This window comes from Candidatus Kryptonium sp., from assembly GCA_025060635.1.
Lineage (GTDB): Bacteria > Bacteroidota > Ignavibacteria > Kryptoniales > Kryptoniaceae > Kryptonium.
Window position 1 is genome coordinate 255,408 of record JANXBN010000001.1, and the last position, 14,376, is coordinate 269,783.

Sequence of the window (14,376 nt, forward strand, 5' to 3'; positions counted from 1 at the left end):
TTAAAAGAACAAATGAGGCTAGCTGAAATTTTAAAATATCTTAAGATCAAAAAATTTACAGGTGATGACGCGGTAGAAATAAGAGGAATTGCTTATGATTCGCGTCGTGTTCAAGAGGGAGACCTTTTCGTTGCGATAAAAGGTTTGAATGTTGATGGACACAGGTTTGTTCCAGAGGCGGTGTTAGCTGGAGCTATTGCGGTCGTCCTTGAAGATGACATTTTAGAAGATGGGTATTTCATTGAAAGAGGCGTTGCAAAAATTTTAGTTGCTGATTCAAGGAAGGCGCTTGCTATTATTTCATCAGCGTTTTACGGTTTTCCGTCAAAAAAGTTGAAACTTGTCGGTGTGACGGGGACAAATGGAAAAACTACGACGACGCATCTTGTTAAATCGGTTCTTGAATCCGCTGGTTTAAAAACTGGGTTGATCGGGACAATAAATTATGTAATCGGAGATGAGGTCATACCAGCTGGGCAAACGACCCCTGAGGCACTTGAACTTAATTTGTTTTTAAGCAAGATGGTTGAAAAGGGTATCTCAGCCTGTTCAATGGAGGTTTCATCACATGCTTTGGCGCTTGACAGAGTTTATGGGCTTGATTTTGATGTCGGAGTTTTTACAAACTTAACACAAGATCATCTTGATTTCCATCAGACATTTGAGGCATATTTCCAGGCAAAGAAAATTTTATTTGATTCCTTAAAACAATCTGCTTATGCAATTTTTAACATTGACGATCCAAACGGAGAGAGAATTGTTTCGGATACTAAAGCGACGAAGTTATCTTACGGAAAAAGCGAAAGAGCCGATGTTAGAGTTATAGACATTAATATGAACTTTGATGGGACGAAAATAGTAGTTCAAACACCAACGAAAGATGCGTTGGAGATACACTCAAAGCTAATTGGTGAATTTAATGTTTATAATATCCTTTCCGCAGTTGCGGTCGGCTATGCCCTCGGAATTAAATATGAAGATATTAAGAATGGAATTGAAAATCTTGAAAATGTGAAAGGGAGATTTGAAAAGATAATTTCGCCAGATGGATACACTGTGATAATTGACTACGCTCATACGCCAGATGCACTTGAAAAGTGTATTGATACAATTTTAAGGTTAAGAAAACAAGTTGGTGGAGGTAAATTGATAACTGTTTTTGGATGTGGCGGTGACAGGGATAAAGGCAAAAGACCGATAATGGGAAGGATTTCAACTGAGAAAAGCGATATAACTGTAATAACTTCAGACAATCCGAGGTTTGAGGATCCAGAGAAAATTATTTCGGACATTCTTGAAGGAGTTAAGAAAGATTCAGTTTATTACATTTTTGTTGATCGTAAGGAGGCAATTGAAAGAGCGCTTGAGATGGCTGAAAAGGGCGATATTGTTTTAATTGCTGGAAAAGGACATGAAGAGTATCAAATCGTAAGAGATGTTAAGATTCCTTTCAGCGATAGTCAAGTTGTTTTTGAGTTCTTTCAAACAAAAAGAAAGGAACAAGTTTGAACCTAACGATTAAGCACATAGCCGAAATGGGTTTTATTTCTGCGCTGAACCTTGAGAGGATCGGGAAAAAGAAAATCTCGGGAGTTTCAACTGATTCAAGAAAGATAAAAAAGGGTGAGATATTTTTCGCGTTGAAGGGGGAAAATTTTGATGGTCATGACTTTGTCTTATCAGCGTTCAAGAAAGGAGCAATCGCATGCGTTGTAAATTTTGATTGGTTTGAAAAAAATAAAGAAAAATTCAAAGGGAAAATTTTAATCGCTGTTGAAGATACTTTGAAGGCGCTTGGGAAACTGGCGAATTCTTATAGGAATGATTTTGACATTCCGATAATTGCTGTTGCTGGAAGCAACGGCAAGACCACCACGAAAGAGATGATAGCGTTGGTGCTTGGACAAAAATATAAAGTTTTGAAATCTGAAGGAAATTTAAACAATCAAATTGGTGTTCCTCTGACATTGTTTAACCTTAGAAAGACGCATCAAATTGCGGTAATAGAATTTGGGACGAATCATTTCGGCGAAATTAGGTATTTATGCGAGGTTGCAAAACCAAACTATGGTTTGATAACTAACATAGGTCGTGAACATATTGAGTTTTTAGGGGATGTTGAAGGTGTTGCAAGGGAAGAGGGGACACTTTTTGATTTTCTTTATGAGAGAAACGGTTTCGTTTTCGTTAATCTTGACGATGAGTATTTGAAAAAAATGGGCGAAAGATTTGATAAGAAGCTCACATTTGGATTTTCAAAAGATGCAGATGTTAGAGGTGAAATAGTTTCTGTTGACGATCTCGCAAGGTTCAAGTTTAAAGTTAAGTTTAACGGAAAGGAGCAAAGTTTAAAGTTGAAAGTCCCAGGTGAACATCTTGTTATAAACGCTATTTCTGCGTTTGCTGTCGGATTAAAATTCGGTGTTCCTCCTTCGCTTATTAAGAGGGCTTTGCAATCATATGAACCGTTTTCAAAAAGGATGGAGATCGTGAAAGTAAAGGGAATAACGATAATAAATGATACATATAATGCGAATCCTGATTCCATGACAGCGTCGCTTAAAACATTGACTCAGATAAAATGTTCTGGCAAAAGAATTGCCGTGCTTGGCGATATGCTTGAGCTTGGCTCGTATACAGAAGAAGCGCATAGAGAAATTGGGAGAAAGGTTGCTGATTTTGGCATTGATTATTTGTTTACCTATGGTTCAGCGACTCATTACACATATGAGATCGCTTCAGGTTTGATAAAACACGCTATGCATTTTGACGATAAGGATTTGCTCGTGTATCAACTTTTTGAAATCGTAGAAAGAGGAGATGTAATTCTTGTTAAAGGATCAAGAGGTATGAAGATGGAGGAAGTCGTGGAAAAATTTATAAATAAAGTTAAGGGTTCAAAGTAATGCTGTATTACCTTTTTGACTGGATAAACAAGATGTATGCACCCCCAGGTTTTGACGCTTTCAAGTTCATCACTTTTAGAAGTGGTCTTGCTGTGTTAACTTCTTTAATTATTTGTTTCTGGTTTGGACCTAAGATAATACGCTTTTTGAAAGAGAAACAGATAGGAGAAACGATCCGTGAAGATGGGCCTGAAAGACACAAGGCTAAGGCAGGAACACCGACGATGGGTGGTTTAATAATTCATCTTGGAATTCTCGTCCCAGTTTTGTTGTGGGGCGATTTAAAAAATATGTATGTTTGGTTGATAATTCTCGTCACAGTGTGGCTTGGAATTGTTGGATTTATTGATGATTATTTGAAGGTTGTTAAAAAATATCCAAAGGGTTTGATCGCAAGATATAAGTTGATAGGACAGATAAGCATTGGTTTGATCGTTGGGATTGTGCTTTACAATTCTCCAGAATTTGATGGGATAGAAACCATAACGACATTGCCTTTTATAAAAAATTTAAACTGGGACTATATCTATTGGTGGGTTTATATTCCAGTGATCGTTTTTATAATAACTGCGACATCAAATGCTGTGAATTTAACCGATGGTCTTGATGGTCTTGCAATTGGGACGGTTGGAATTGCTGCTTTAACTCTTACAGTTATGGCTTATGTTTCTGGGCATATTGAGTTTAGTAGGTATTTGAGTATAGTTTATCTTCGTGGTTCGGGAGAACTTGCTGTATTTCTTTCAGCTCTTGTTGGTGCCTCGCTTGGTTTTTTGTGGTTCAATGCTTATCCTGCGCAAGTTTTCATGGGAGACACTGGATCGCTTGCACTTGGAGGGATAATTGGTGCTGTTTCGGTTATGATAAAAAAAGAACTTTTGCTTCCGGTTTTCGGTGGAATTTTCGTAATTGAGACATTGAGCGTTATAATACAGCGTCTTTATTTCAAGTACACCAAGAAAAAATATGGTGAAGGAAGAAGGGTTTTTAAGATGGCTCCGATTCATCATCACTTTGAACTTCTCGGATGGGCTGAGCCGAAAATAGTAATAAGGTTTTACATCGTTGCGATAATTTTTTCAATTTTAAGTTTAGTCACATTTAAAATCAGGTGAAAAATTATGAACTTAATGTCTCAAAATATCACTGGCAAAAAAGTTAGCGTAATTGGAGGAGCTAGGAGCGGTATCGCAGTGGCAAAACTTTTGAGAAAACTTGGTGCGAATGTTTTTATAAGCGATGTTAAAAAACCTGAAGAAATAAAATATGTCAAAATTGCACCTTCTGAGCTTGATTCGCTTGGTATAGAATATGAATTCGGTGAGCACTCCGAAAGGGTTTATAATTGTGATTTTATGGTGATAAGTCCTGGGGTTCCATCAAACGCACCAGTTATTAAAAAGGCAATTGAGCTTGGTATAAAAGTTTGGAGTGAGATTGAAGTTGCTTCGTGGTTTTGCAAAGCTCCAATAGTTGCTGTTACAGGGACGAATGGAAAGACGACAACGACGAGTTTAATAGGACATATTTTCAAGACAGCTGGCTTTAAAACGATCGTTGCAGGAAACATTGGGGCTCCGTTTTCTGATTTTGTCCTTGATGCAGATGAGAATAGCATTGTCGTCCTTGAGGTCAGCAGTTTCCAACTTGATCACATTGAAAGTTTCAAACCGAAAGTATCTGTTTTATTGAACATAACTCCGGACCATCTTGATAGGTATGATTCATTTGGAGATTATGTCCTTTCAAAATTTAGAATTTTCAAAAATCTAAAGGAGGATGATTTTGCGGTTTACAATTATGACGATGAGATAGTTCAACCTTACGCCGAGAGCTTAAATGTTATCAAGTTGCCTTTCAGCGTTGTTGAGCGTTTATCGTGTGGAGCGTTCATTGAAGACGAATACATCGTTTTGAGCTACAAAAACAAAAAAGAGAAAATTTTAAAAATGAAAGATTTAAAATTAAGGGGGATTCATAATGTTTATAACTCGCTCGCTGCTGCGCTTGCAGCTCGGGCTATGGAAGTGAGGAATGAAATAATAAGGGAGAGTTTGCAAAGCTTTGAGGGAGTTGAGCATCGGCTTGAGTTTGTAAGGGAGATAAATGGTGTCAAATTTATTAATGATTCCAAAGCAACGAATGTGAACTCATTATGGTACGCGCTTGAAAGTTTTGATGAGCCGATAATTCTAATCGCTGGTGGAAGGGATAAGGGAAATGATTATTCAAAAGTTTATGATCTCGTGAAGAAAAAAGTAAAACTCATAATTGCAATAGGTGAGTCAAAGGAGAAAATTTACAACGAGTTTAAAAATTTGACGGAGGTTGTCAAAGTTGATTCAATGGAGGAAGCGGTCAGAAAATCTTATGAGGAAGCAAAGCCTGGCGATGTTGTTTTGCTTTCCCCAGCGTGCGCAAGCTTTGATATGTTTAGAGATTACGAACATAGAGGTGAAGTTTTCAAAAAACTTGTAAATGAATTGTGATGAAAGCAACGGAGCAACATATTGACAGAGTTTTGTTTTTATCCGTTATAATTTTAATGTTTGTTGGTCTCGTTGTTGTTTTTTCTTCAACTCTTTACATAGCAAGCTCAAAGTATAACTCGGTTAGCTATTTCCTTGAGAAGCATTTTATTCGGGTCTTGCTTGGACTTGCGGTGATGATTTTTTTTGCAGTGTTCGTTGATTATAGAAAGTTAAAAGAATATGCTCTTTATATTTTCATTCTAACCTTGGTCTTTCTGATTTTGGTTTTGATTTTCGGGAAAGGGACCGCAAAGAGATGGCTTCTAATTGGTCCGATCAGTTTCCAAGTTTCGGAATTTGCAAAAATTGGGATGCTAATTTATTTGGCTTATTTAATTGAGAAACATCGTGAGAGAATTGATGATTTCAGATTTGGTTTCTTGCCTTTGTTTTCTGTCGTTGTGCTTGTATCTGCTCTCGTTTTATTGCAAAAGAGTTTTACTATGGCGTTTCTGATTTTTTCAACTGGAATTGTTTTAATTTTTATTGCTGGAGTTAAAATGAAACATCTCGCCTTGGGGTTATCTGCAAGTTTGCCTGTGGTCGGCATTATGCTTATAGCTGAGCCGTATAGGTTACAGAGGTTATTTGCTTATCTTAATTTCGGTGATAGGTTAAATAGTGTCAATTATCAAGCATTTCAAGCGTTAATTGGGCTTGGGACTGGCGGATTGTTTGGTGTTGGTCCGGGTCATAGCCGACAGCGTGAGTTTTATTTGCCACTTGCTTATGATGACTATATATTTTCAATTTTTGGAGAAGAATATGGATTTATCGGCTCTCTGATTTTGATATTTATCTTCATCGTGGTTTTCTATCGTGGTGTTAGAATTTCAAAGTATGCTATTGATGATTTCGGCAAGTTTCTTTCGGCTGGGATTACATTTTTAGTCTTTCTGACGGCGCTTGTTCACATTGGCGTCGTTTCAGGACTTTTGCCATCAACGGGAATTCCACTTCCATTTGTAAGTTATGGTGGTAGCGCTATGATTGCTAATTCTGCAGGTGTTGGAATACTTTTAAACATTTCAAAGCAAATTAAACATTGAGATGATAAAAGTGTTATTTGCAGGTGGCGGAACAGGAGGACATATTTTCCCAGGAATAGCAATTGCTGATGCGTTGAGAAAAATTGAACCTAACTGTGATATTGTTTTCATCGGAACGAAAGGAAAAATTGAGTCAAGGGTTGTGCCAAAAGCTGGATATAAGTTCAAATCAATTTGGATTTCTGGTTTCAGGCGCTCATTTGACTTGAAGAATTTGCTTTTTCCGTTGAAATTGGTTGTGAGTTTGGTTCAATCTTTTTTGATTATAAAAAAATTTAAACCTGATGTTGTGGTTGGGACTGGAGGATATGTAAGTGGACCGCCTGTGTTTATTGCGTCTCTGCTTGGTATTCCGACGCTAATTCAGGAGCAAAATAGTTTTCCTGGTATCACGACTCGGCTACTTTCAAGAATGGTTGACGAGGTTCATATTAGTTTTGATATAACGCGAAAATACTTGAAGAGAAAAGACAATGTTTTTCTTTCAGGAAATCCTGTCCGAAGCAGTTTGAAAATCTATTCAAAAATTGAAGCATTAAAATTTTTTGGGTTTAATGAGAACAAGAAAACAATTTTTGTCTTCGGTGGAAGCACTGGAGCAAGATCAATAAATGAAGCGATGCTTGGGATAATTGATGAGCTTGTTGGTAGAAATATACAAGTAATATGGCAGACGGGAGAGTTTGACTTTGAAAAGGTTAAGGATAAGTGCAAACATAAAACTGAGGTAAGAATTTTCAAATTCATAGACGAGATTAACTATGCTTATTCAGCGTGTGATCTTGCAATATGCAGAGCTGGTGCGACAACTATTTCGGAAATTACATATTTTGGAGTGCCTTCAATTCTCGTTCCGTACCCATTTGCGACGGTGAATCATCAGTATGAAAATGCGAAATTCTTGGCTGAAAATGAAGCATGCGAAATCTTGCTTGATTCTGAATTGAAATCAAAATTGAAGGAGAAAATTTTTAAATTGATTTATGATGATGAGAAACTTCGCTTGATGAGAGAAAAATTGAAATCCCTTGCAAATCCTGAAGCAGGAGAGATAATTGCGAAGTCAATTTTAAAATTAGCAAAAAAAGGAAATGTTTAGCACGGTCAGAAAAATACATTTCGTTGGAATTGGTGGAATTGGGATGAGCGGAATCGCAGAAATTTTAATTGATCAAGGTTTTAAGGTCACAGGTTCAGATAAGCAACTGTCAGAAATAACAGAGCGGCTTGAAAATCTTGGAGCGAAAATTTATCAAGGTCATGCGCCAGAGCATGTTGAGCCAGATGTTGATGTCGTTGTTTACTCTTCCGCTGTTAGAATGGATAATCCGGAAATTCAAGAAGCTTTGAGGCGAAAAATCCCTGTGATCAGAAGAGCGGAGATGCTCGCTGAGCTTATGAGATTAAAATATGGAATTGGTATAGCGGGAACGCATGGCAAGACAACAACTACATCAATGGTTGGACTTATTTTAATTGAGGGTGGATTGGATCCAACTGTTATTGTTGGTGGAGTTTTACGAGATCTTGGAGGGACAAACGCACGGCTTGGGCACGGAAACTTTATCGTTGTTGAAGCTGATGAGTTTGATAGATCTTTCCTTCAACTTACACCAACGATTGCGGTCATAACGACACTTGAACCTGAACATCTTGATTGTTATGGAAGCGTTGAGGAATTGAAGACAGCTTTTGTTGATTTTGCAAACAAGGTCCCATTCTATGGCTTCGTTGTTCTTTGTCTTGATGAACCTATGATTCAAGACATAATTCCGAGAATAAATAAAAAGATCATAACTTATGGATTAAGTGCTCAAGCTGATGTTCAAGCAGCTGAACCTGAATTTAAAGAAAGGAAGTCGTCCTACACTCTGATTTATAAAGGCAAGAACTACGGAAGGATAAATTTACAAGTCCCGGGAATTCACAATATCAAAAACTCGCTTGCGAGCATAACGGTTGGGATGGAGCTTGGAATTGAATTTGAAAAAATAAAGAGCGCAGTTGAAAAATTTAAAGGTGTGTATAGGCGATTTGAAATAAGAGCGGAGGTTAATGGTATTATGGTTGTAGATGATTACGCACATCATCCAACGGAGATAAAAGCTGTCCTTCAGGCGGCGAAAGACGGTTGGAAAAGAAGAGTCATTGCGGTGTTTCAACCGCATCTTTACACAAGGACCAAAGATTTTTATCAAGAGTTTGGACGCTCCTTTTTTAACGCTGATGTGTGTGTTATAACCGATGTCTATCCAGCAAGGGAAGAACCAATTGAAGGAGTAAGCGGTGAGTTAATCGCAAATTCCGCGAGAAGCTTTGGACACAAAGAAGTGCATTATGTTCAAGACAAAAAACAAATTCCAGATTATGTTCTAAGCCTTGCGAGAACTGGTGATATGATCATATTTATGGGTGCGGGCGATATAACGAAGATATGTGGAGATTTTATCAAAAAACTCAACGAAAATTTTAAAAATGATCAATCTTGAGGAAATAAGAGAAATAGTCAAAGGTAAAATTTTGATCAATGAGCCACTTGCGAAGTATTCAACATTTAAGATCGGTGGACCAGCTGATCTATACATTGAACCGAAGGATGTAAACGAACTTTTGAATTTGATACGATATTTAAAGGAGAGAGAAATTGATTTTATAATCCTTGGCAACGGTAGCAATGTTTTGATAAGTGATGAGGGATTTAGAGGTGCTGTGATAAATCTTGAATCTGGTTTGAATTTTATCAGATTTGAAAATGACTATGTCGTTGCTGGGGCTGGGGTTAAACTTGCCAAGTTTGTTGACTTCTGTATTGAAAATGGACTCCGCGGAGTTGAAATGTTAGCAGGGATTCCCGGGACGCTTGGCGGTGCAATAATTATGAACGCTGGTGCATATTCAGGTGAGATCTCTGATTATCTCGTTGATGTTGATGTGATAAGAGATTTAAATTTAATTCGGCTTAAAAAAGAGGAGTGTGGTTTCGGGTATAGAACTTCAAATTTGTCAAAAGATGTCGTTGTTCAGGCGAGATTTAAGTTCCCACAAGGTGATATTGAAGAAATGAAAAAAATAAGGCGCGAGATATTGATAAAGAGAAATCAAACTCAACCTGTTAATTTCCCAAATGTTGGTAGCATCTTTAAAAATCCGCCCGGAAATTATGCTGGCAAATTAATTGAAGAAGCGGGATTAAAAGGAGTTCAAATCGGAGACGCTCAAATTTCCGAGAAGCACGCTAATTTCATCATCAACAAAGGGAATGCAACCGCAAGCGATGTCCTTGAATTGATAAAGCTTGCACAAAGAAAAGTTTATGAAAAGTTTGGGATAAAACTTGAACTTGAAGTTAAGTTGATCGGATTTAAAGAAGAAGAAATTGAAAGTGTGGTATGAATCTAATTGAAAGAGAAATAAAAGGTTGGATGTTTGTCCCATTTACTGGCATCATGCTTATGTTAATTTTTGGAGCGATGAATTGGTATGAAAACAGAGTTATAAATAAGATAGTTGTCAAAGGAAACAACGCAATACAAGAAGAAGAGATACTTAGACTTGCGAGTGTTAAAATAGGTTCTAAACTTTCAAGTTTGAATTTATCTGAGATAAGAAGCAAGATTGAATCTCATGATTTTGTAAAACAAGCAGAGATTTATGTAAATTTGCCCGATGTTCTTTTTATAGAGGTTTTTGAGCGAAAACCTATAGCGATGATGACATATGGCAATGAAATTTACTATGTTGATTCAGAAGGTAAGGTTATTCCTTTTGATGTTGTCAAGAAGATATTTCCAGTTCCACTTTTAAGTGATGTCGGTTATAAGCCTATCAACATTAAATTGGACAGCGCTGATCAACTTAGAAAGCAGATTGAAATTATTAAAGTTGCTATGGAGGAAAAAGTTTATGATTTGATCTCGGAAGTAAAGATTAAGAACAATGAATTTGTTCTCTTGACCTCTGATGGAGCTGTTTTTGTTTTTCTCGGTGATGGTGATTTTAAAGAGAAGTTCGTTTTATTGAAGGAATTTTGGAATCAGGTAGTATCTAAACGCGGGTATCCCGTTTACATTGATTTGAGGTATGAAGGGAAAATATATGCGAAATTCAATTAAAAATTTCAGAATAGAATATGTCGCAAATAATAGTTGGACTTGACATAGGAACAAGCAAAGTTTGCGCACTTGTTGCCTCGGTTGAGGAAAAAGGAAATATCAATATCCTCGGACTTGCAAAGGTTCCTTCGGATGGTCTTGTCCAAGGAGGTATTGTCAATATAGAGAAAACTACGGATGCGATACGCAATGTTATAAACATGGTTGAAAAGCAATCAGGAGTAACTATAAGAAAAGTTGTCGTTGGTATTGTTGGTAATGAAATAAAAGATATCCCAAGCAAAAGTTTAATCACAACCAGACCACCAAATCATGAGATTACACAAAAGGATGTATTACGCTTAATAGAGGATTCAAAGAAGGTAGCTAATTTATCAAATGCTGTAATTTTACACACATTGCCTCAGGAGTTCAAGGTTGATGGCATTGGAGGTATAAAAGATCCTGTTGGAATGGTTGGCATAAGGGTTGAAGCAGATGTTCATGTTTTAACTGCTCCAGAGCCATTGGTTGGAAATTTCAAAAAAACCGTTAATAGAGCTGGGCTTGAGGTTAGCGAGTTTGTTTTTCAACCGTTAGCTTCGGCTCGTGCTGTTCTTGATCCAGAGGAAAAAGAAATAGGCGTTGCCTTGATTGATATAGGTGCTGGAACAACAGATGTTGCTATTTTTGACAACGGGATACTTAAGTATACAGGGAGTTTATCGTTGGCTGGAGAGCAAATAACGAGAGATATCAGAAAAGCGTTTAGAATTCAAAGAGAACTTGCCGAAAAATTGAAAATTACAGAAGGATATGCCTTTATGGACGCTATTACAGAAGATAAAAAGATCATGGTGCATGGAATTGGTGGAAGGGAACCTTTTGAAATCACGAGAACTATGCTTTGTCAGGTGATCCAACCAAGAATTGAAGAAATTTTTGAAATTCTTTACGACGAGCACTTGAAAAAACAAGGTTTCACACGAAATTTGCCTGCGGGAATTGTGTTGACCGGTGGAACTGCTCTTTTGAAAGGGATAACTGAGTTAGCAAGCGAAATTTTTGAAATGCCAGCTCGCGTCGGCATTCCAAGTGGATTTTCTGGTGGACTTGTTAACGAAGTTCAAAGTCCAATTTATGCAACCGTTGCTGGATTGGTTTTACATAAAGCCGATGAAATTAGGCAAGGAAAGGATATAAGTGAAAATGTATTTAGTGAAGCGATGAGAAAACTGAAGGATTTTTTTAAATCAACCTTTGGCTAAAAAATTAATTTTAGGAGGGTGTCGTGATAACCTTAGCTGAAAGTTCAGAACAATCATCAAATACTGGAGCTAAGATAAAAGTCGTTGGAGTTGGTGGTTGCGGTTGTAATGCAATTAATAGTTTGATTAAAAAAGGAATTAGCAATGTTGAACTGATTGGTATTAACACTGATTTACAATCCTTAAATGAGTGTAAAGCACATATTAAAATTCAGGCAGGGAGGAATATAACGAAAGGACTTGGTGCTGGCGCAAGACCAGAAACTGGGCAAAAAGCAGTGGAGGAGGTAAGAGATGAAATTGAAAGAATTTTGCAGGGAAGTGATCTCGTTTTTGTTACTGCTGGAATGGGAAAAGGTACAGGAACAGGTGGAGCTCCAGTCGTCGCCAGTATAGCTAAAAGTATGAACGCTCTCGTGATTGGAATAGTTTACACTCCATTTAATTATGAGGGTAGCATAAGAATGAAAATAGCTGAGGAGGGTTTGAGAAACCTTAGAGAAGCAGTTGATACTCTTATTGTCATAAGTAATCAAAAGTTGCTCACACTTGTGGGAAATTCTGAAATACCTTCAGCAATTGAGTACGGAAATGAAGTTCTTAACAATGCTGTTCGTGGTATAACAGATATAATAACTAAACATGGGATAATTAATGTTGATTTTAACGATGTCAGAACAATTATGCGAGATATGGGAGATGCGCTTCTAGGGACGGGAATTGCAAGAGGTGAACATAGGGCGACAGAAGCAACACAAAAGGCAATTTCAAATCCGCTTGTTGAAGGTTTTTCAATAGTTGGAGCTAAAGGTGTCTTAATTAACATCGTTGGAAATAAGGTTACACTTGAGGAGGTTGATGAAGCGATCAAAGTAATAAGAGATAAAACTGGTGATGAAGTAAACCTCATCTATGGTGTCGTTCTTGATAATTCAATGAGCGATGAACTCATGGTTACTGTTATAGCAACTGGGCTTAGTGTTCCAACTTATCCTACGAAGAAAACTCCACCTTCTACTTCCAAAAAAATATTACCAGTATATGACAGAGTGGAGAGTGCTTCATCACAGGAAGAAAACTTAAATGTTCCTACTTATATTCGCAGGGGAATTACATTGAATACGGGCACTAGTAGAGCGGTAGGAAGTGTCAAGGACGAAAGCAAGGAAGATGACAATCCAACTTTTTTAAAACAAGTTATGGATTAAGAGATGAAACTTGAAAGGCACGAAATAGAAGATAAGTTACAAAGTTTGAGCGGTTGGTTTTACGATGAAATGGGTGACGCAATCGTTAAGGAATTTAAATTTAAGAATTTTCGCGATGCTATGGCATTTGTATTAAGAGTTGCCTTTGAAGCTGAGGAATTTGATCATCATCCAGATATTTTCATTTTTTATAATCGGGTTAAACTTGTGCTCAGAACTCACAGCGAGGATGGCGTAACCGAAAAAGATTTTAAGGTTGCGGAGCGAATTGACAAAATTTGATTTTGATTTTGGAAAATTTTATATTTGCAATTGGATTAATGCCGAGGTGGCGGAATTGGTAGACGCGCACGTTTGAGGGGCGTGTGGGGCAACCCGTGCGGGTTCGAGTCCCGCCCTCGGCACTAACTCCAACCGAAAGGTTCATATCTTATTTGTTTTACTTTCAAAAACAGGTTATATTTACCACTGAAAATTAAATTTATACTGTTGAAGATGCTTCTGGTTTTGAAAATTTTTAAAATTGTTTTACCGATTTTATATATAACGACATGCTGGCTTTACGGCAGGGCATTTTTCAAAGACGATGTAAAAGCACGAAAGCTGAAAACGAAATTTCTAATCTTCACACTCGTCCTTCACTTTATTTATCTTCTCGTCAGAACTGCCGAACTTAGACATCCTCCTGTTACATCTGTTTTTGAACTTTTATGTGTTCTTGGATTTTCACTTGCGCTTGCTTATATCGTAATTGAAGCATTAACCAAGATTAAAAACACAGGTTTCTTTGCGATTCTGATCTCTTCAATTCTTGTCATTATAGCAGGGCTTTTCTCAAGGGACATTTATGGGTTTGAACATGATGTTTTAAAAAATGAATTCCTCGCCTTACATGTAACCTCAGCGCTCGTCGGATATTCAGCTTTCGCCCTATCAGCAATCTATGGGCTTCTTTACATAATGCTTTACAATAAGCTCAGAAGTAAAACATTTGACATCGTTTATAAAAACCTTCCAAATCTTGAAACAATTGAAGCGATGCTTCACAAATCCGCAACGATCGGTTTTATCGCTTTGACATTTGTCATAATAATTGGCTTTATCTGGTTGCCGAAGGCATTTCAAAACTTTTCTTATACAGACGCTAAACTTGTTGGGACTTTCTTAATATGGCTTGTTTATGGATCCGCTTTAATTATGAGGAAATCTATATTTTTAACAGGGAAGAAGGTGGCAATTATGTCAATAATTGGTTTCTTGCTCACATTCATAGTAATGGCTTTTACAACTGCGATGTCTGGGTTTCATAGATTTTTTTGAGAA

Annotated in this window: 13 protein-coding genes and 1 tRNA gene; all 14 read left to right on the forward strand. The window is 37.2% G+C overall.

Features of this window, described 5'->3' with window-relative positions; genetic code table 11:
* Positions 1-12 precede the first annotated feature (12 nt).
* The 14 genes from NZ923_01280 (at position 13) to NZ923_01345 (ending at position 14,373) form a co-directional block, all read left to right on the forward strand.
* The gene (locus tag NZ923_01280; protein MCS7228651.1) at positions 13-1,509 is read left to right on the forward strand and encodes a UDP-N-acetylmuramoyl-L-alanyl-D-glutamate--2,6-diaminopimelate ligase; all 1,497 of its coding nucleotides are present in this window, start codon (positions 13-15) and stop codon (positions 1,507-1,509) included.
* Positions 1,506-2,906 (forward strand): UDP-N-acetylmuramoyl-tripeptide--D-alanyl-D-alanine ligase, encoded by a 1,401-nt coding sequence (locus NZ923_01285; protein MCS7228652.1) that lies wholly within the window; start codon positions 1,506-1,508, stop codon positions 2,904-2,906. Before NZ923_01280 ends, NZ923_01285 begins: the two co-directional genes overlap by 4 nt.
* Positions 2,906-4,021, forward strand: a complete 1,116-nt coding sequence (gene mraY / locus NZ923_01290; GenBank protein MCS7228653.1) for a phospho-N-acetylmuramoyl-pentapeptide-transferase — start codon at positions 2,906-2,908, stop codon at positions 4,019-4,021. Before NZ923_01285 ends, mraY begins: the two co-directional genes overlap by 1 nt.
* Before the next feature lie 15 nt (positions 4,022-4,036).
* Positions 4,037-5,395, forward strand: coding sequence for a UDP-N-acetylmuramoyl-L-alanine--D-glutamate ligase (gene murD, locus NZ923_01295; GenBank protein ID MCS7228654.1), 1,359 nt, complete (start codon positions 4,037-4,039; stop codon positions 5,393-5,395).
* Positions 5,395-6,486 carry a putative lipid II flippase FtsW gene (locus tag NZ923_01300; protein ID MCS7228655.1) on the forward strand — a complete coding sequence of 364 codons (1,092 nt, stop codon included), beginning with the start codon at positions 5,395-5,397 and terminating at the stop codon, positions 6,484-6,486. Before murD ends, NZ923_01300 begins: the two co-directional genes overlap by 1 nt.
* 1 nt (position 6,487) lies before the next feature.
* Positions 6,488-7,585 carry an undecaprenyldiphospho-muramoylpentapeptide beta-N-acetylglucosaminyltransferase gene (murG, locus tag NZ923_01305; GenBank protein MCS7228656.1) on the forward strand — a complete coding sequence of 366 codons (1,098 nt, stop codon included), beginning with the start codon at positions 6,488-6,490 and terminating at the stop codon, positions 7,583-7,585.
* Positions 7,578-8,975, forward strand: a complete 1,398-nt coding sequence (gene murC, locus NZ923_01310) for a UDP-N-acetylmuramate--L-alanine ligase (GenBank protein ID MCS7228657.1) — start codon at positions 7,578-7,580, stop codon at positions 8,973-8,975. Before murG ends, murC begins: the two co-directional genes overlap by 8 nt.
* Positions 8,962-9,879 (forward strand): UDP-N-acetylmuramate dehydrogenase, encoded by a 918-nt coding sequence (gene murB, locus NZ923_01315; GenBank protein MCS7228658.1) that lies wholly within the window; start codon positions 8,962-8,964, stop codon positions 9,877-9,879. Before murC ends, murB begins: the two co-directional genes overlap by 14 nt.
* Positions 9,876-10,598 carry an FtsQ-type POTRA domain-containing protein gene (locus tag NZ923_01320; protein MCS7228659.1) on the forward strand — a complete coding sequence of 241 codons (723 nt, stop codon included), beginning with the start codon at positions 9,876-9,878 and terminating at the stop codon, positions 10,596-10,598. The genes murB and NZ923_01320 overlap by 4 nt, the downstream gene beginning before the upstream one ends.
* Positions 10,599-10,615: 17 nt before the next feature.
* Positions 10,616-11,845: a cell division protein FtsA gene (gene ftsA, locus NZ923_01325; GenBank protein ID MCS7228660.1), complete on the forward strand. Its 1,230-nt coding sequence runs from the start codon at positions 10,616-10,618 to the stop codon at positions 11,843-11,845.
* 23 nt (positions 11,846-11,868) lie between these two features.
* Entirely contained in the window at positions 11,869-13,053 is a 1,185-nt protein-coding gene (ftsZ, locus tag NZ923_01330; GenBank protein MCS7228661.1) for a cell division protein FtsZ, read from the forward strand.
* Between the two features lie 3 nt (positions 13,054-13,056).
* Complete coding sequence (locus NZ923_01335; GenBank protein MCS7228662.1) at positions 13,057-13,335, forward strand: 4a-hydroxytetrahydrobiopterin dehydratase; 279 nt, start codon at positions 13,057-13,059, stop codon at positions 13,333-13,335.
* A 40-nt stretch (positions 13,336-13,375) separates the two neighbouring features.
* A tRNA-Leu gene (locus NZ923_01340) sits at positions 13,376-13,457 on the forward strand.
* Positions 13,458-13,548: 91 nt separating this feature from the next.
* Entirely contained in the window at positions 13,549-14,373 is an 825-nt protein-coding gene (locus tag NZ923_01345; protein ID MCS7228663.1) for a cytochrome c biogenesis protein, read from the forward strand.
* The last annotated feature ends 3 nt before the right edge of the window (positions 14,374-14,376 follow it).

Coding starts and splice junctions, on each gene's coding strand:
- NZ923_01280 (MCS7228651.1), top strand. CDS start 13: ATGAGGCTAGCTGAAATTTTAAAATATCTTAAGATCAAAAAATTTACA.
- mraY (MCS7228653.1), top strand. CDS start 2,906: ATGCTGTATTACCTTTTTGACTGGATAAACAAGATGTATGCACCCCCA.
- murD (MCS7228654.1), top strand. CDS start 4,037: ATGTCTCAAAATATCACTGGCAAAAAAGTTAGCGTAATTGGAGGAGCT.
- NZ923_01300 (MCS7228655.1), top strand. CDS start 5,395: ATGAAAGCAACGGAGCAACATATTGACAGAGTTTTGTTTTTATCCGTT.
- murG (MCS7228656.1), top strand. CDS start 6,488: ATGATAAAAGTGTTATTTGCAGGTGGCGGAACAGGAGGACATATTTTC.
- murC (MCS7228657.1), top strand. CDS start 7,578: ATGTTTAGCACGGTCAGAAAAATACATTTCGTTGGAATTGGTGGAATT.
- murB (MCS7228658.1), top strand. CDS start 8,962: ATGATCAATCTTGAGGAAATAAGAGAAATAGTCAAAGGTAAAATTTTG.
- NZ923_01320 (MCS7228659.1), top strand. CDS start 9,876: ATGAATCTAATTGAAAGAGAAATAAAAGGTTGGATGTTTGTCCCATTT.
- ftsA (MCS7228660.1), top strand. CDS start 10,616: ATGTCGCAAATAATAGTTGGACTTGACATAGGAACAAGCAAAGTTTGC.
- NZ923_01335 (MCS7228662.1), top strand. CDS start 13,057: ATGAAACTTGAAAGGCACGAAATAGAAGATAAGTTACAAAGTTTGAGC.
- NZ923_01345 (MCS7228663.1), top strand. CDS start 13,549: ATGCTTCTGGTTTTGAAAATTTTTAAAATTGTTTTACCGATTTTATAT.